The 17,116-nt window shown below is 51.5% G+C and carries 14 protein-coding genes, 4 tRNA genes, 1 other RNA gene and 1 riboswitch; of the genes, 13 read left to right on the forward strand and 6 right to left on the reverse strand.

What is annotated here, in order from left to right:
• Positions 1-277: 277 nt before the first annotated feature.
• Together NM96_13415 and NM96_13420 are read right to left on the reverse strand one after the other, a co-directional pair.
• Positions 278-2,179: a phosphomethylpyrimidine synthase ThiC gene (locus NM96_13415; GenBank protein ID AVR80172.1), complete on the reverse strand. Its 1,902-nt coding sequence runs from the start codon at positions 2,177-2,179 to the stop codon at positions 278-280.
• Positions 2,180-2,270: 91 nt separating this feature from the next.
• Positions 2,271-2,370: riboswitch (TPP riboswitch) on the reverse strand.
• Between the two features lie 213 nt (positions 2,371-2,583).
• A complete protein-coding gene (locus NM96_13420; protein AVR80173.1) occupies positions 2,584-3,768 on the reverse strand; it encodes a cytochrome-c peroxidase in 1,185 nt (394 codons plus the stop codon).
• 327 nt (positions 3,769-4,095) lie between these two features.
• On the opposite strand from NM96_13420, the gene NM96_13425 reads away from it, so the two are divergent.
• The 6 genes from NM96_13425 to NM96_13450 all read left to right on the forward strand — a co-directional run bounded on the left by NM96_13425 (position 4,096) and on the right by NM96_13450 (position 7,143).
• Positions 4,096-5,085 (forward strand): glycerol-3-phosphate dehydrogenase, encoded by a 990-nt coding sequence (locus NM96_13425; GenBank protein ID AVR80174.1) that lies wholly within the window; start codon positions 4,096-4,098, stop codon positions 5,083-5,085.
• A gap of 141 nt (positions 5,086-5,226) precedes the next feature.
• A complete protein-coding gene (locus tag NM96_13430; protein AVR80175.1) occupies positions 5,227-5,550 on the forward strand; it encodes a hypothetical protein in 324 nt (107 codons plus the stop codon).
• A 9-nt stretch (positions 5,551-5,559) separates the two neighbouring features.
• On the forward strand, positions 5,560-5,862 hold the full coding sequence (locus NM96_13435) for a cell division protein ZapA (GenBank protein ID AVR80176.1): 303 nt from the start codon (positions 5,560-5,562) through the stop codon (positions 5,860-5,862).
• Positions 5,863-5,869: 7 nt separating this feature from the next.
• A non-coding RNA gene (ssrS, locus tag NM96_13440) (6S RNA) lies at positions 5,870-6,049 on the forward strand.
• Between the two features lie 260 nt (positions 6,050-6,309).
• Complete coding sequence (locus NM96_13445) at positions 6,310-6,741, forward strand: 50S ribosomal protein L13 (protein ID AVR80177.1); 432 nt, start codon at positions 6,310-6,312, stop codon at positions 6,739-6,741.
• 9 nt (positions 6,742-6,750) lie between these two features.
• A complete protein-coding gene (locus NM96_13450; GenBank protein AVR80178.1) occupies positions 6,751-7,143 on the forward strand; it encodes a 30S ribosomal protein S9 in 393 nt (130 codons plus the stop codon).
• A 555-nt stretch (positions 7,144-7,698) separates the two neighbouring features.
• Here NM96_13450 and NM96_13455 read toward each other — a convergent pair.
• On the reverse strand, positions 7,699-8,166 hold the full coding sequence (locus NM96_13455; protein ID AVR80179.1) for a hypothetical protein: 468 nt from the start codon (positions 8,164-8,166) through the stop codon (positions 7,699-7,701).
• Between the two features lie 255 nt (positions 8,167-8,421).
• Between NM96_13455 and NM96_13460 the strand changes: the two genes are divergently transcribed.
• From NM96_13460 to NM96_13480, 5 genes are all read left to right on the forward strand, one after another.
• Positions 8,422-10,410 (forward strand): potassium transporter, encoded by a 1,989-nt coding sequence (locus tag NM96_13460; GenBank protein ID AVR80180.1) that lies wholly within the window; start codon positions 8,422-8,424, stop codon positions 10,408-10,410.
• A 72-nt stretch (positions 10,411-10,482) separates the two neighbouring features.
• Positions 10,483-10,558 (forward strand) — tRNA-Val (locus NM96_13465).
• Between the two features lie 32 nt (positions 10,559-10,590).
• Positions 10,591-10,667, forward strand: a tRNA-Asp gene (locus NM96_13470).
• Positions 10,668-10,707: 40 nt separating this feature from the next.
• A tRNA-Val gene (locus NM96_13475) sits at positions 10,708-10,783 on the forward strand.
• Between the two features lie 32 nt (positions 10,784-10,815).
• Positions 10,816-10,892, forward strand: a tRNA-Asp gene (locus tag NM96_13480).
• A gap of 355 nt (positions 10,893-11,247) precedes the next feature.
• Here NM96_13480 and NM96_13485 read toward each other — a convergent pair.
• Complete coding sequence (locus NM96_13485; protein ID AVR80181.1) at positions 11,248-12,042, reverse strand: 3'-5' exonuclease; 795 nt, start codon at positions 12,040-12,042, stop codon at positions 11,248-11,250.
• Positions 12,043-12,230: 188 nt separating this feature from the next.
• On the opposite strand from NM96_13485, the gene glyQ reads away from it, so the two are divergent.
• Entirely contained in the window at positions 12,231-13,127 is an 897-nt protein-coding gene (gene glyQ / locus NM96_13490) for a glycine--tRNA ligase subunit alpha (protein AVR80182.1), read from the forward strand.
• Between the two features lie 116 nt (positions 13,128-13,243).
• Complete coding sequence (locus NM96_13495) at positions 13,244-15,307, forward strand: glycine--tRNA ligase subunit beta (protein ID AVR80183.1); 2,064 nt, start codon at positions 13,244-13,246, stop codon at positions 15,305-15,307.
• 490 nt (positions 15,308-15,797) lie between these two features.
• Here the strand turns inward: NM96_13495 and NM96_13500 are convergent, their stop codons facing one another.
• The gene (locus NM96_13500; protein ID AVR80184.1) at positions 15,798-16,856 is read right to left on the reverse strand and encodes a phosphate acyltransferase PlsX; all 1,059 of its coding nucleotides are present in this window, start codon (positions 16,854-16,856) and stop codon (positions 15,798-15,800) included.
• Positions 16,853-17,032, reverse strand: coding sequence for a hypothetical protein (locus tag NM96_13505; GenBank protein ID AVR80185.1), 180 nt, complete (start codon positions 17,030-17,032; stop codon positions 16,853-16,855). The genes NM96_13500 and NM96_13505 overlap by 4 nt, the downstream gene beginning before the upstream one ends.
• Positions 17,033-17,116: the final 84 nt, after the last annotated feature.

The raw sequence follows: 17,116 nt of genomic DNA on the forward strand, positions 1-17,116 counted from the left end.
GCCGGGTCATTTGTTTTTTGATACGACACCTGTCATAAGTCGTCATTCAGTCTCTTTCTGCATGAGGACAAATTGTGGCGAGAATTTGCTTTTGAATTCCGGAAACCTTTTTCAAATACTTGTTTCTTGGAATTTTGATGAATTCCTGCCTGTCTGAGAATAGCTGCGGAGGATAGGTGCTCCGTCAAAAATGAAGCAGATCGGTTTATATACCCAAAATTTCAGGTTTCCAATAAAACCAAAAGGTCGTCTGAAAATTTTTCAGACGACCTTTTTATCAACTGTAAATCTCAGCCCCTTTCTTCACAAACTCGACCGCTTTTTCCTCCATGCCCTGCCGCTGGGCTTTTTGCTTATCGGCGTAGTCGCGTACTTCCTGCGTGATTTTCATCGAGCAGAATTTGGGGCCGCACATCGAGCAGAAGTGGGCGATTTTCGCGCCTTCGGCGGGCAGGGTTTCATCGTGGAAGCTCTCGGCGCGTTCGGGGTCGAGACTGAGGCGGAATTGGTCGCGCCAGCGGAATTCGAAACGCGCCTTGCTCAGGGCGTTGTCGCGCAGCTGCGCGCCCGGCCAGCCTTTGGCGAGGTCGGCGGCGTGGGCGGCGAGTTTGTAGGTGATGATACCGGTGCGCACGTCTTCTTTGTCGGGCAGGCCGAGATGCTCTTTCGGGGTAACGTAGCAGAGCATGGCTGTGCCGTACCAGCCGATATTGGTTGCGCCTATGCCAGAGGTGATGTGGTCGTAGCCGGGGGCGATGTCGGTAACGAGCGGGCCGAGTGTGTAGAAAGGCGCTTCAAAGCAGTGTTGCAGCTCTTCGGTCATGTTTTCTTTGACGCGTTGCAGCGGCACATGGCCGGGGCCTTCGATCATGACTTGTACGTCGTGTTTCCATGCTTTGCCGGTCAATTCGCCCAAGGTGTGCAGCTCGGCAAATTGGGATTCGTCGTTGGCATCGGCAATGCAGCCGGGGCGCAGGCCGTCGCCGAGGCTGAACGACACGTCGTAGGCTTTCATGATTTCACAGATTTCGTCGAAATGCGTGTAGAGGAAGTTTTCCCGATGGTGGGCGAGACACCATTTCGCCATGATGGAACCGCCACGCGATACGATGCCGGTGAGGCGGTTGGCGGTCATCGGCACATAGCGCAGCAACACGCCCGCGTGTATGGTGAAATAGTCCACGCCTTGTTCCGCCTGCTCGATTAAGGTGTCGCGGAACAAATCCCAAGTCAAATCTTCGGCAATGCCGCCGGTTTTTTCCAAAGCCTGATAGATGGGCACGGTGCCGATGGGAACGGGCGCGTTGCGGATAATCCATTCGCGCGTTTCGTGGATATGCGCGCCGGTGGACAAATCCATAATCGTGTCCGCGCCCCAACGCAGCGACCACACCATTTTTTCGACTTCTTCGGTCAGGCTGGAGGTTACGGCGGAGTTGCCCAAGTTGCCGTTGATTTTGACGCGGAAGTTGCGGCCGATAATCATCGGTTCGAGTTCGGGGTGGTTGATGTTGGCGGGGATAATCGCGCGTCCGGCGGCAATTTCTTGGCGCACGAATTCGGGCGTGATTTGGTCGGGGTGGGTCGGGATATTCGCGCCGAAACTTTGCCCTGCGTGCTGTTTCAAGAGCTTGGCGTATTCGGGTCGTCTGAAAAGTTCGTCCAGCTTCATGCGTTCGCGTATGGCGGCAAACTCCATTTCGGGCGTGATGATGCCGCGGCGCGCATAGTGAAGCTGGGTTACGTTGTTGCCGATTTTCGCACGGCGCGGGCGGGTGATTTGGTTGAAACGCAGATGGGCGGTTTGCGGATCGTGTGCGCGTTCGATGCCGTATTCGCTGGAGAGCTTGGGCAGGATTTCGGTATCGCCGCGTTCGTCCAGCCATGCGGTGCGGACGTGCGGCAAACCTTGTTTCAGGTCGATGTGCGCCGCCGGATCGCCGTACACGCCGCTGGTGTCATAGACGGGAATCGGCGGGTTGGCTTCCGTACCTTGCGCCGTGTAGGTGTCATCCTGACGGATTTCGCGCAAAGGCACGCGGATGTCGTCGCGGCTGCCTTGCAGATACACGCGCTCCGAGTTCGGATATTTGAAGCGGATGCCGATGTCTTCACTCAAGTCGGCAAGCTCGCGCGCTTCGTTGCCGGAAGTTTTGGCGGTTTTCTTTGGCGTAGTCATAAAAAATGCTCCTGTTTTCTCGTTTGAAAAGAAGAAACAGGAGCGTTTTGCTTTTTCAGACGACCTCATATCAAAAAAGGTCGTCTGAAAGACAGAATCCGTGAAAACTCCCCACGCAGGTATTATCCCGATCGGGTGTAAAGGGTATTTCTCAGCCGCCTGATGATCAGGCAGCACCCCTGTTTCGTTAGAATGGGATTATAAACCACGATTGGGGTTTATTGGAAATCTTAACAGGGCTGACATCGGTATTTTAAGGAATGAATGGCTTGAATATCGGGGGGCTAGCTATATTGCGTTTCCATAAATCGAAACGTCGTCTGAAAAAGTTGTTTTGCTTTTCAGACGACGTTTGGTATGGCACAAATTTAGGATAACGGGTTCCGTTACTCTAAATCTACGGCTTATTTATTGTTCGGATGGGATTCCATCGGTGCAGACAAAGGCAGTTCGGGCATGGTGCGGGCGGAGTCGGAAACATTGCCGGACAGTGTTTTCAGGAAGGCAACGATGTTGTCGGTGTCTTCTTTCGATAAGTCTTTGCCCAGTTGCGCTTTACCCATGATGGTAACGGCTTTGTCCAATTCCCAAACGCTGCCGTTGTGGAAATATGGATAAGTTTTGGCGACGTTACGCAAGCCGGGGACGCGGAAGAAGAATTCGTCCTCGGCTTTTTTGGTTACGTCAGCACGGCCTTTGTCGTGTTTCGGATCTTCGATGAATTTCCAGTACGGGCCTTCAACCAAACCGAATTTTTGGAAGGTTGCGCCGCCGAGGTTGACGCCGCTGTGGCAGGCAATACAGCCGTTGTCCATAAAGGCGCGCACGCCCTTGCGCTCTTGCTCGCTCAGGGCGTTGACGTTGCCTTTGAGGTAGTCGTCCCATTTGGTCGGCGTCAACAGGGTGCGTTCGAATGCGCCCAGTGCGGTGGTGATGTTTTTGAAGGAAACTGCACCGTCTTCGGGGAAGGCGGTTTTAAACAGTTCTTGATATTCGGGGATTTTGGCGATTTTGGCAGCGGCTGCTTCTTGCGAGTCGTTTGCCATTTCCACAGGGTTGACCAATGGTCCGCCGGCTTGTTCTTCAACGTCAGCCGCACGGCCGTCCCAGAACTGCATGCCGAGCAAGGCGGCGTTTAAAGCGGTCGGGGAGTTGCGTCCGCCGAACTGTCCTTTATGGCCTTGGCTGGTCGGCAGGTTGTCCACGCCTGCGGTGGCAAGGTTGTGGCAGGAGTTGCAGCTTACGGTGTTGCCTTTGGAGAGGCGCGGCTCATACCATAATTGATGGCCGAGTTTGACCTGTTCTTCGGTAAACGGGCGCAGTTTCTGCATTTCTTCGGCACTCGGCAGCGGTTTGAAGATGCCTTGTGCGCGTTTGAGCAGCTCTTGGTCTTCAGGTGAAGCATTGCTGTCAACGGCGGCTTGGGACGCTGCTGAGGCGGTTGAAGCAGCGTCAGGGGTCGTCTGAACGGCAGAGGCCTCGGTCGGTGCGGAAGCAGGTTTTTGTTCCTTGCTTTCCTGTCCGCCACAGGCGGCTAATGCGGATAAAACAGCAAGCGACAGGAGCAGTCGGGTGTTGCGGTGGTTCATGGCGTGTTCCTTTTTGTAGTGGATATTATTATGAGTAAGCACCGTTTCCGTTGATTGCCGTGATGAATGGCGGGCGAAAATAGGGAATGGCATTCCGCTTTGTTTGCGTCCGTTTGATATGTCCGGCTTTTTTGTCCGCGAAGTATAAACAGCGGGCGTGGTTTGCCCTTTGCGGTAAATCAATATTGGATTTTCAATAGAGATAAGCAATATATGTGATAGCTTCTGCGTTTTCATGCGGTTTTCATGTTGAATAGGCCTCTATCGCTTGCACTGCCAAGCCGATTGGTTTAAATTAAACGACAATTTACCGTTGGAAGACACACAATGAAAATTACCGTCATCGGCGCAGGTTCTTGGGGTACAGCCCTTGCCCTGCACTTTGCCAGCCACGGCAACGAAGTCGCCCTTTGGACACGCAATCCCGAACAAGTCCGTACATTGCAGGCAGAACGTGAAAACAAACACGGCCTGCCCGGTTTCCCTTTCCCTGAATCCTTAACCGTTTACGCTGATTTGGGTGATGCACTCAAAGACAGCGGGCTCGTCCTTGTCGTAACTTCTGTCGCAGGTTTAAGAAGCAGCGCGGAACTCCTCAAACAACACAATGCCGACCATATTCCCGTCCTTGCTGCCTGCAAAGGCTTTGAACAAGACACAGGGCTGTTGACCTTCCAAGTATTGAAAGAAGTATTGCCTGAGAACAAAAAAATCGGCGTGCTGTCAGGTCCGAGCTTTGCCCAAGAACTCGCCAAACAACTGCCTTGCGCTGTGGTTGTCGCCTCAGAAAATCAGGAATGGATTGAAGAATTGGTGCCGCAACTCAACACCAACGTAATGCGCCTTTACGGCAGCACGGACGTTATCGGCGTGGCTGTCGGCGGTGCCGTCAAAAACGTTATGGCAATTGCTACCGGTCTTTCCGACGGTCTCGAATACGGGCTCAATGCGCGTGCGGCGCTGGTGACGCGCGGTCTCGCCGAAATTACCCGTCTTGCCATGGCTATGGGTGCGCAGCCCAAAACCATGATGGGGCTTGCCGGCATCGGTGACCTTATCCTGACCTGTACCGGCGCGCTTTCGCGAAACCGCCGTGTCGGTTTGGGTTTGGCAGAAGGAAAAGAACTGCATCAAGTATTGGTGGAAATCGGCCATGTTTCCGAAGGTGTCAGCACCATCGAAGAAGTGTTTAACACCGCTGTGAAATACCAAATCGATATGCCCATTACCCAAACCCTGCTGCAACTCATCCGCAAGGAAATGACCCCGCAGCAAGTTGCAGAAAGACTCATGGAGCGCAGCGCGCGCTTTGAGTAAGACCGAACGGCAAAGGTCGTCTGAAAACATCAAGCCAAAAAGTTTCAGACGACCTCAACATTCGGCAGCGATTGACATCCCTGCATCATCATCCTAATATCCTGACCGCCTGCCACCATGCGGCAATACGGAAGCCTATACATGAATCAATCACTCGACACCTTGGAAGTCAGCGTTTACCAGCTGGCCCAAAAATTTGAAACCCTTGTTGGTGAAAACCGCCGCCTTAACGAAGAAATCGACCGCCTCAAGCTCGAGCATGAACAACAAAAGCGCGAACACGAAGCTGCCGTTGATGAATTGAGCGAAGCGCTGCTCGTACAAGTCGGCAAACTCAAAGAAGACCTACAAGGCAAAATCGACAACCTTACCGCCGAAAAAGAACAATACCGCAGCGCATTAGAGCAGACTGCAGAAAAAATCCGCCGGCTCATTTCCCGCCTGCCGCAAGAAACGCAATCATAAGGACACGCCATGAGTATCGAACAAGTCAGCCTCGACATCATGAATGTCAATTTCACCATCAACACGCCGAGTGAAGAAAAAGATACCCTGCTCCAAGCCGTTGATATGCTCAACAAAAAAAGTGCCGCCATCAAAGAGAGCGGACGCATTGTCGGCAGCGATAAAATCGCCATTATGACCGCACTCAACGTTGTCCACGACCTCCTTAAAATCACACTCAAAGACGATTTGGCAATAGGTGAATTTGAGCGTAAAATAACCGACATGAACAACGCTTGCCAAAAAGCTTTGGCGCGGTTGGAACAAAACTGATTTTTCTTTTTCCCTGCGGTGTCCGCGAAGGCATATATTCCTTTGAACCAATAAGTTCGCTTAAGGTTGCCGGGAGTTGCAGTGGGCGCGAGCGTCTATCCTTAGATGCACCCGAAACTGCCCGAGGTGACCGCCTTGTCAACAAGGTTCAAGCGGATTCAGCCAAAACGGCTCTCGCGGGGATTCCCATATCAAGCCATGCCCGATTGCGGCATGGCTTTCATTTATCATCGGCTTCGACGTCGTCTGAAAAACCAAACTTAAAATCAAAAAACACATCCCGATATTTTGAATTATCAGTAATGTTTTCCAGCTTAAAAACAACATTTCCCAATGCATAAAAACGCCATCATAGAAAAAACACTTTCAGACGACCCCAATCCGATTGACAAAAGCCAATCCCATCTTTAAAATTCACAACTTTCTATATCTATCTGGATTTCCACTATGAAAACCTTTTCAGCGAAACCCCACGAGGTGAAGCGCGAATGGTTCGTTATCGACGCCCAAGACAAAGTCTTGGGTCGCGTTGCAGCCGAAGTCGCACACCGTCTGCGTGGCAAGCACAAACCTGAATACACTCCCCACGTTGACACCGGCGACTACATCATTGTCATCAACGCGGACAAACTGCGTGTAACCGGTGCCAAATTCGAAGACAAAAAATACTTCCGTCACTCCGGTTTCCCCGGCGGTATCTACGAGCGTACTTTCCGCGAAATGCAAGAGCAATTCCCGGGCCGCGCTTTGGAACAAGCTGTAAAAGGCATGTTGCCTAAGGGTCCATTGGGTTACGCAATGATCAAAAAACTGAAAGTGTACGCTGGTGCAGAGCACGCCCATGCCGCACAACAACCCAAAGTTTTGGAATTGAAATAAGGACACGACATGAACGGTAAATACTACTACGGCACAGGCCGCCGCAAAAGTTCAGTGGCTCGTGTATTCCTGACTAAAGGTACCGGCCAAATCATCGTAAACGGTCGTCCCGTTGATGAATTCTTCGCCCGCGAAACCAGCCGCATGGTTGTTCGCCAACCTTTGGTCCTGACTGAAAACGCTGAAGCGTTCGACATCAAAGTCAACGTTATCGGCGGCGGTGAAACCGGTCAATCCGGCGCTATCCGTCACGGCATTACCCGCGCTCTGATCGACTTCGACGCTGCGCTGAAACCTGCCTTGTCTCAAGCCGGTTTCGTGACTCGTGATGCCCGTGAAGTTGAACGTAAAAAACCAGGTCTGCGCAAAGCACGCCGCGCAAAACAATTCTCCAAACGTTAATTCGTTTTTGGAATCTCAAAAAGCCCTGCAATGCAGGGCTTTTTTGTGTGAAGCTCGTGACATCTAAGTATTGAAACTATTAAAAGAATAATGAAACCCTCTCCAAAAAATGGATTTCAATAAGTAGGAGATGCCTGTTTTTAAGATGCAGGTATGTAATAGGAATGTTTGGGATGCTGCTGTGAATTTTAATTTCATGAAGCTACATTTAATGAAGTGTTGTAAATTAACTAATATGAATAATAGAAAATGTACCGTTTATCCAAATAAACTAACGCTTATCTTATATTCTGAGCAATTTATTCAAAAAATTTCACTTCTTAACAGCATTTAATACTAATGCATTGTATAATGCAAAATGCTGACACACACCGCTCTTTTATCCCTTTTGGGCGGTGCAGCAAGTAAGACGTTTTCCCGCAATGTATTGGCCATTCATACTTCTCCCTTGGTATGAATGGTTTTTTTTATCTAAGTTTTTTATGTTGCCTTATGAAGATGAAAAGGTCGTCTGAAATATGTTTTTCAGACGACCTTTGTGATTTTGATTCTGCCTTATTTGAAAAATTGTCTGCAGCATGCCTTGAATTTTTTTCCTGAACCGCAGATGCAGGCTTGCTTCATTGTCGGGAGTGGAGCGGTTGGATCAATAAAGTACCAGTATCCGTCAATATTGACGAATGTAGATAGTTCATGATGATATGCCGTTTCAGCTCCATCTTGAAAATGGGCATTAAATTCAACTTGCGCGTGGCGTTTGCCGATGAGGGTATGGTGGATTACTTCTAATCCCAGCCAAAGGGTTCCTCGGCTCCATTGCTGTATTTCTTCTTGATTCAGCAGATTTTGCTGGGAGGGAACTGTGGTGGCAACAATATAATCAATATTATGTAACACATAGGCACTGTATCTTGAGCGCATCAATTTTTCGGCAGTTTGCGGATGAGATTGATGAGTATGGAAGGGGTGGCAGCATTCAGCGTAGGGTAGGGAAGAAGAACATGGACAAGGGGTAGGGGGCATGGAGGATGTCCTATTAATGTTTTTATTTTATTGAGAGAATAAAAGTCTATTTGGCAAGTCGTCTGGAACAAAAAATATCCGAAATATTCATTTATTCGGTATTATTTATTGCGTAGGAACATTATTTTACAAGGTTTTTTGATACAATACCTCTGCTCCGTCCCGACAATGCCGGAATGTTATTCCGCGTCCGCTCGGACGGCCTGTCATAAATAAAACAGTCATTTCCCAACAAACATCAAGGCCGCCCGCTCTATGCACGAAACTTTTTCCCTCGCCCCCATCGTTATCGTCCTCCTCGTTTCCGTCATTACGGTAATTTATTGCCGTAAATTCAACATTCCTTCCATGCTCGGTTATCTTTTGGTTGGCTTTATTGCCGGTCCGGGTATGTTGAAGCTGATTCCGCAAGGTCATGCCACTGATTATTTGGGTGAAATCGGTATCGTATTCCTGATGTTCAGCATCGGTCTCGAATTCTCTCTGCCCAAGCTCAAAGCCATGCGCCGCTTAGTGTTCGGGCTGGGCGGTTTGCAGGTCATTGTGACCATGTTGTCGATTATCGGCATTTTGATGTTGATGGGCGTCAGCTTTAATTGGGCGTTTGCCGCAGCCGGGGCGATGACCATGTCGTCCACGGCAATCGTCAGCCGCATCCTGTCCGAGAAAACCGAATTGGGACAGCCGCACGGTCAAATGGCGATGGGCGTCTTGTTGATGCAGGATATTGCCGTCGTGCCGCTGATGATCCTGATTCCCGCGTTGTCAGGAAAGGGCGATGAAGGCAGTCTGTGGGCAGCGCTCGGTTTTGCCGGATTGAAAATGCTGGTTACGCTGGGCGTGTTATTCGTCGTCGGCAGCAAAGTAATGTCGCGCTGGTTCAGACTGGTCGCCAAACGCAAGTCGTCTGAATTGTTTATGATCAACGTCCTGCTGGTAACCTTGGGCGTAGCTTATCTGACCGAACTTGAAGGCTTGTCGATGGCATTGGGCGCATTCGTTGCCGGTATGCTGCTTTCGGAAACGGAATACCGTTTCCAAGTGGAAGACGACATCCGTCCGTTCCGCGACATCCTGCTCGGCTTCTTTTTTATCACCGTCGGTATGAAGCTGGATATCCAGGCTTTAATCGGCGGCTGGCAGCAAATTTTGATTTTGCTGGCGATTTTGCTGGTTTTGAAAGCATTGGTCGTGTTCATCATCGCATTCCGCATGAAAAACCCCGTTGCCGACAGCCTGAAAACTGCGCTGTATCTGGCACAAGGCGGCGAATTTGGTTTTGTGATGTTGAATATCTCCAGCAAAATCAATATGGTGTCGCCCGAGCTGGAGCAGGCAGCTACGGCAGCAATTCTGTTGTCTATGATTATCGCCCCATTTATCTTGGGCGGCAGCGATGCTATCGTCAGCCGTTTTGTCAAATCAAGCTGGGACATGAAAGCATTGGATTTGCACAGTATGTTGGTAGAAACCATGAGCAAATCCGACCACGTCCTGATTATCGGTTTCGGACGTGGCGGTCAGACCGTCGGACGCGTCTTGGCTCAGGAAAACATCCCCTACTTCGCCCTCGATCTTGATATTGGCAGGGTTCAGGTGGCACGCAATGCGGGCGAGCCGGTTTCGTTCGGCGATGCCAAGCGGCGGGAAGTCTTGGAAGCCGCAGGTTTGGAACGCGCCAAAATGGTGGTCATTACCCTGAACAATATGCACGAAACCCAACATGTTCTCGACAATATCATGTCACTGCATCCGAGCATGCCCGTGTATGTTCGGGCAACCAATGACGATTACGTTAAAATCTTCACGGATATGGGCGCAGAAGAAGCAGTATCCGATACCAAAGAAACTAGCTTAGTGCTGGCAAGCTACGCCATGTTGGGCAATGGCGCGACATACAGCCACGTTTATCAAACCATTACCAACATCCGACACAGCCGCTACGCCTCTCTGGAAGGCTTGTTTGTCGGCAGCGATGATGAAAACGGATTCGGTGAAGAAGGCAAATCCATATGCCGCCACGCCTTCCCCCTGACCGGCGAAGCCTACGCCATCGGCAAGACCATCCGTGATTTGCCTTTGGATAACGCCGGCATCAAACTTCTATTTATCCGCCGAAACACAAGCAGGATAGAAAACCCCGACTTGGATTTCCAGCTTCAACCGAATGATATTTTGGTCGTCGCAGGCAGACAGGAGGAAATTATTTCTTTTGAAAACTGGAGTTTGCAAGGAAATACCTGATACACTGAAAAATAAAGCTTGCGCGGCGGATGCTTTTTTGATTTAATAGCGTCTTCGCAAATACAGCGACAAGGGTGATTAGCTCAGTTGGTAGAGCGTCTGCCTTACAAGCAGAATGTCGGCGGTTCGACTCCGTCATCACCCACCAAGTTTCCTTTCATTGTTGCAAAACAATGATGCGCGGTGGTAGCTCAGTTGGTTAGAGTACCGGCCTGTCACGCCGGGGGTCGCGGGTTCGAGCCCCGTCCGCCGCGCCAAATTTCAAAAATACTGACATCGTCGGTATTTTTTATTTTCGGGTGATTAGCTCAGTTGGTAGAGCGTCTGCCTTACAAGCAGAATGTCGGCGGTTCGACTCCGTCATCACCCACCAAGTTTCCTTTCATTGTTGCAAAACAATGATGCGCGGTGGTAGCTCAGTTGGTTAGAGTACCGGCCTGTCACGCCGGGGGTCGCGGGTTCGAGCCCCGTCCGCCGCGCCAAATTTTAAAAATACCGGCTTTTGCCGGTATTTTTTATGTGTAAGAAACGAACGTGGAGAGGGCTGCTATTGGGCCTCAGGCGACATCTTATAGAGATTTCACTTTAAAGCAGGATAGGGTAGAGAAGTGGTCGGCTGTATAGAGAGTCTGCAGTTGATTACCTTGTGCTTTCGAACCTTAGTAAATCGTGTTCTCTTTGAGTTAAGGTGAGGTAACGTTGTTTTGGTTTGAAGTTAAACCATTGTAGGTTCTAATTTTGTTTAAGGTCGTCTGAAAAACAGAAATCCATACCGGATTATGCTTTTCAGACGACCTTTATGATTGGTAGGAACGATAGACTTTCCAAGCCTGACGTTTAACGCCACGCGGCGACAAACTCGTTCCAATGCTGCTTGTCCTGAGCCTGTCCGGTCAGGTAATGCTTCAGCCGTTTGACTTCCACTTCATACTCGTCCGCGTCCAAAGCGCCGCTCATCAGGCGGAAGCGCAAGAACATTAAATAAGTGTTTGCCGCATCGGTTTCGCAATAATCGCGGATGTCTTTCAGACGACCTGCGTGGAACGCCTCCCAAACTTTGCTGCCGTCCATGCCCAGTTTGCCAGGGAAGCCGCAAAGTTTCGCCATATCGTCCAGCGGCACATTGGCACGCGGTTGGTACAGGGCGAGCAGATCCATCAGGTCGCAATGGCGGTTGTGGTAGCGGCTGATGTAGTTGTTCCACTTGAAATCACGGCTGTCGCCGAAATCGCCCTCGCCCATATCCCAATAACGTGCCGCCGCAATGCCGTGTATCAGCGCGCGGTAATGCAGGACGGGCAGGTCGAAGCCGCCGCCGTTCCAACTGACCAATTGCGGCGTATGGCTTTCGATAAGGTCGAAAAACTTGGCGATCATTTCCTCTTCGCTGTCGTGCATTTCGCCTATGGTGCCGACATGGATTTTGTCCTGCCCCCAACGCATACAGCAGGAAATGGCGACCACTTGGTGCAGGTGGTGCTGCATAAAGTCAGAGCCGTTTTGGGCGCGGCGTTTCTGCTGGGCGAACAAGACCACCTCGTCGTCCGGCAAAGAAGCAGGCAGGTCGTACAACAGGCGGATGCCGTTCACATCAGGTACGGTTTCAATATCGAAAGCCAAAATCGGGGTCATGGGCGACTCCTCAAATTCAATCAAAACAGATTAAAACAGACAACAGGATAACGGCATTGTGGCATGTTTCCGCATTTATTGACAGTCAAATCACACCGCCGCCCCACCATTCCATCTGCCTGTACACCTACCCAAAACACCGTCAAAACAGTAAAATCCCCCTTTTATCCCAATTCGAACCATAAGCCATGCTCACCTTCCAACAAATCATCTTCAAACTGCAAACATTCTGGGCAGACAAAGGCTGCACCGTTATCCAACCTTTCGACATGGAAGTCGGCGCCGGTACTTCCCACCCCGCCACCTGCCTGCGCGCGCTCGGCCCCGAGCCTTGGTTTGCCGCCTACGTCCAACCCAGCCGCCGCCCCAAAGACGGTCGCTACGGCGACAACCCCAACCGCCTGCAACACTATTACCAATTCCAAGTCGCGCTCAAACCCGCGCCCGCCAATATCCAAGACCTTTATCTCGATTCCCTGCGCGAATTGGGCATCGACCCCAAAATCCACGACATCCGCTTCGTCGAAGACGACTGGGAAAACCCCACCCTCGGTGCATGGGGCTTGGGCTGGGAAGTCTGGCTCAACGGCATGGAAGTGACCCAGTTCACCTACTTCCAACAAGTTGGCGGCATTGACTGCACCCCCGTACTCGGCGAAATCACCTACGGCATCGAACGCTTGGCGATGTATCTGCAAGGCGTGGAAAACGTCTATGACCTCGTTTGGGCAAAAACGCTCGACGGCAACACCGTCACCTACGGCGACGTGTATCACCAAAACGAAGTCGAACAATCCACCTACAACTTCGAATACAGCGATGCCGACTGGCTGCTGCGTCAGTTCAACGACTACGAAGCGCAAGCCAAACGCCTGCTCGCCGAAGAAAACGCCAGCCTCGCCCTGCCCGCCTACGAGCTGGTCCTCAAAGCCGGACACACCTTCAACCTCTTAGACGCACGCGGCGCCATTTCCGTTACCGAACGCGCCACCTACATCGGCCGCATCCGCGCGCTGAGCCGCACCGTAGCGCAGAAATACGTTGAAAGCCGCGAGAAACTGGGCTTCCCGTTGATTAAAAAATAACGATACATCGTCTGAAACAGGTTTTCAGACGACCTTTATTGCGTATCCATTAATACAGGCCGTACGGCATATGCAGGATTTATAAGCAGGGCCTACGGACAAACAGAAAGTCTCACATGACAACCCAAACCCTTTTAATCGAACTCCTTACCGAAGAACTCCCCCCTAAAGCCCTGAATAATCTAGGCAACCACTTCGCCGCTTCTGTTGCCGAAGGCTTGGAAAAAGCGCAACTGATTGACGGCGCAGCCGAATATACCGCCTACGCCTCGCCGCGCCGTTTGGCCGTTCAAGTTAAAAACGTGAAAGCCGTTCAAGCCGATCAGAAAATCGTGAAAAAAGGCCCTGCCGTAGCGAATGCCATGAAAGACGGTGCGCCGACCAAGGCTTTGGAAGGTTTTGCACGCGGTGCGGGGGCGAAAATCGAAGACTTGATCATCATCCACGACGGCAAGCAGGATGCGTACGCCTACGAATACGTCCAAACCGGCAAACCGTTGGGAGAACTTTTGGAAGACATTATCAATCAAGCGGTTAAGAAACTGCCGATTCCCAAAGTGATGCGTTGGGGCAGCAGCACGTTTACCTTCGTGCGTCCCGTTCACGGGCTGATTGTGCTGCACGGCGGCGACATCGTGGACGTCAGCGTCTTGGGCCTGCAAAGCGGCAATCAAACCTTGGGACACCGCTTCCTGTCCAACGGCGAAATCACTATTACAAACGCCGACAGCTACGCCACACAAATGCGCGAGCAAGGCAAAGTCGTCGCTTCGTTTGCCGAGCGCAAAGCCGCGATTCAGACGGCCTTGAACGAACAGGCAGGTCGTCTGAAAGCCACCGTAGCCGCCGATGAAGCATTGTTGGACGAAGTTACCGCGCTGGTCGAATACCCCGTTGTTTTGGAAGCCGGTTTTGAAGAACATTTCCTCGCCGTGCCACAGGAATGCCTGATTCTGACCATGCAGCAAAACCAAAAATACTTCCCGCTGCTCGACCAAAACGGCAAATTGATGAACCGCTTCCTGCTGGTCTCCAACCTGCAAACCGAAGACCCGTCGCACATCATCCAAGGCAACGAACGCGTCTTGCGCGCGCGCCTGTCTGATGCCGAGTTCTTCTACAAGCAAGACCAAAAAGCGACTTTGGAAAGCCGCCTGCCCAAGTTGGCAAACGTGGTTTATCACAACAAAATCGGCTCGCAAGCCGAGCGCATCGAACGCCTGCAAAGTATTGCCGCCCACATCGCCAAGGCTTTAGGCGCGGATGCTGACGCAGCCGAACGCGCCGCACGTCTGGCAAAAGCCGACTTGGTGACCGAAATGGTCGGCGAGTTCCCCGAACTGCAAGGCACGATGGGCAAATACTACGCCCGCTTGGACGGCGAAACCGAAGAAATCGCCGAAGCCGTCGAGCAGCACTATCAGCCGCGTTTTGCCGGCGACAACCTGCCGAACGGCAAAGTCGCCACTGCCGTTGCACTGGCCGACAAGCTGGAAACCCTGGTCGGCATTTGGGGCATCGGCCTGATTCCGACCGGCGACAAAGACCCCTACGCCCTGCGCCGCGCCGCCTTGGGTATTTTGCGGATGCTGATGCAGTATGGTTTGGACGTAAACGAGCTGATTCAGACGACCTTCGACAGCTTCCCCAAAGGTTTGCTCAACGAGAAAACGCCGTCTGAAACCGCCGACTTCATGCAGGCGCGCCTTGCCGTGTTGTTGCAAAACGACTATCCACAAGACATTGTTGCCGCCGTACTTGCCAAACAGCCGCGCCGCTTAGACGATTTGACCGCCAAACTGCAAGCCGTTGCCGCTTTCAAACAACTGCCCGAAGCCGCCGCGCTCGCTGCCGCCAACAAACGCGTGCAAAACCTGCTGAAAAAAGCCGATGCCGAGTTGGGCGAAGTCGATGAAAGCCTGCTGCAACAAGACGAAGAAAAAGCCCTGTATGCTGCCGCACAAGACTTGCAGCCGAAAATCGCCGCCGCCGTTGCCGAAGGCAATTTTCAGACGGCCTTGTCCGAACTGGCTTCCGTCAAACCGCAAGTCGATGCCTTCTTCGACGGCGTAATGGTGATGGCGGAAGACCCCGCCGTAAAACAAAACCGCCTGAATTTGCTGAACCGTTTGGCAGAACAGATGAACGCGGTAGCGGATATTGCGCTCTTGGGTGAATAATATATAGCCGTAAACAAAGGTCGTCTGAAAACGGACAAGCAGCTTTGCCCAACGTTTTCAGACGACCTTTTTGATTGTTTCAGGTTTGCGGTTGCGGGGTGGGGGAGCTAGGTAACCGATTTATATAGCGAACTTATTTCGTTTTCGAGATTGGCTCTACTATTTTCGTGCAAGTGGAAACCTAAAGATTAGAAATCTTGGAAATATTTAAATATTCTTGAAAGACTGAAATATAGACTTTTGTCTGTGTGGAAATGACGAAGGTGATGCAGCATGGACTTTGCTTTCAAATGTTATGGAAAAAGCTTTTAAAGTTTTCGGCATAATTTGCCGATAAAGCTTGTGCCACAAGTTTTGGTTTGCTGGACAGCATATAGTTTGGCAAGTTTGTTCTAAAAATCATCAACTCAATGCCGGCATATGATTTTTCAAAAAAACGTCGTCTGAAAATTTTTCAGACGACGTTTTTATATTTTGTCGTTCAATGGCGTTATTCTGCCGTATCAGAAGCAGCCTCTTCTTGTCCTTTGATTGCCTCCAATGCGGCAAGTTGTGCCGCGACACCTTGTTCGATTTTCGACAGGCTGGCAGATTTTGCTTCGTGGTAGGCTTCTTCTAAGGCGTAGCTGAAGCCGACATCGTCTGTACCGCCGTGGCTTTTGATGACGATACCGCGCAGACCGAGCAGGATGGCGCCGTTGAATTTGCGGGGGTCCAGTTTGCTTTTCAAGCCTTTCAGGGCGGGGAGGGCGGCGACGGCGGCCATTTTGTTGAACAGGTTGCGTTGGAATTCCTGACGGATGGCTCCGCTCATGAATTTGACCGCGCCTTCGATGGTTTTGAGCATGATGTTGCCGACGAAGCCGTCTGCGACGATAACGTCGGCTTCGCCATATAGAACGCCGTTGCTTTCGATGTTGCCGATGAAATTCAGTTTGCTGCTTTTGAGCAGTTTGAAGGTTTGTTTGACGGTGTCCGTGCCCTTGATGTCTTCGGTGCCGACGTTAAGCAGACCGACACGCGGGCTGCCTTTTTGCGGGTAGAGGGCTTGGAAGAGTTCATTACCGATGATGGCGAACTGTACGAGCTGCTCGGGCGAGCAGTCGACGTTTGCGCCCAAATCGAGGGCGAGGGTCAGGTGTTCGCTGTCTGAGGGCAGGAACTTGGCGATGGCGGGGCGGTCGATGCCGGGAATGGTTTTGAGGACGAAGCGGGCGGTCGCCATGAGCGCGCCGGTGTTGCCGGCGGATACGGCGGCTTGCGCGTTGCCTTCTTTGACTTGGTTGATGGCAATGCGCATGGAGGAGTCTTTTTTATTTTTCAGGGCAAGCTGAGGGGCTTCATCCATGCCGACGACTTCGGAGGCGTGGAGCACGGTAATGCGCTCCATCGGTGCGTTGGCTGCGGAGAGGGCTTGGCGGACGGCGGATTCGTCGCCGACCATAATGAGGTGTACGTCTTGCTGCTGTTTCAAAAAGGCAAGGGCACCGGGGACGGTAACTGGGAGACCTGAGTCGCCGCCCATGGCATCTACGGCCAATGTAATCATGTTGTTCTCCGGTTTGTGCTGTGAAGCGGAAGAGGGGCGGTGTCGGCTGCCTCTGTGGGTTTGTTCGGCTTCACAGTCGGTTTCAGACGACCTTTTTGCGATACGCAGCACGGGGTCGTCTGAAAAGGGGTGTATGTGTGGTCGGGGGCTTCGGATTGAAGGGTTGCGTTCCACATTCTAATGCGTTTTATGAAGATACGCTGAAAAGAGGCAAAATCTCGTTTTGTCGGTGTTCTACGGATTTTGCTTTTGCCGTTTCG

The organism is Neisseria mucosa (assembly GCA_003028315.1).
Lineage (GTDB): Bacteria > Pseudomonadota > Gammaproteobacteria > Burkholderiales > Neisseriaceae > Neisseria > Neisseria mucosa.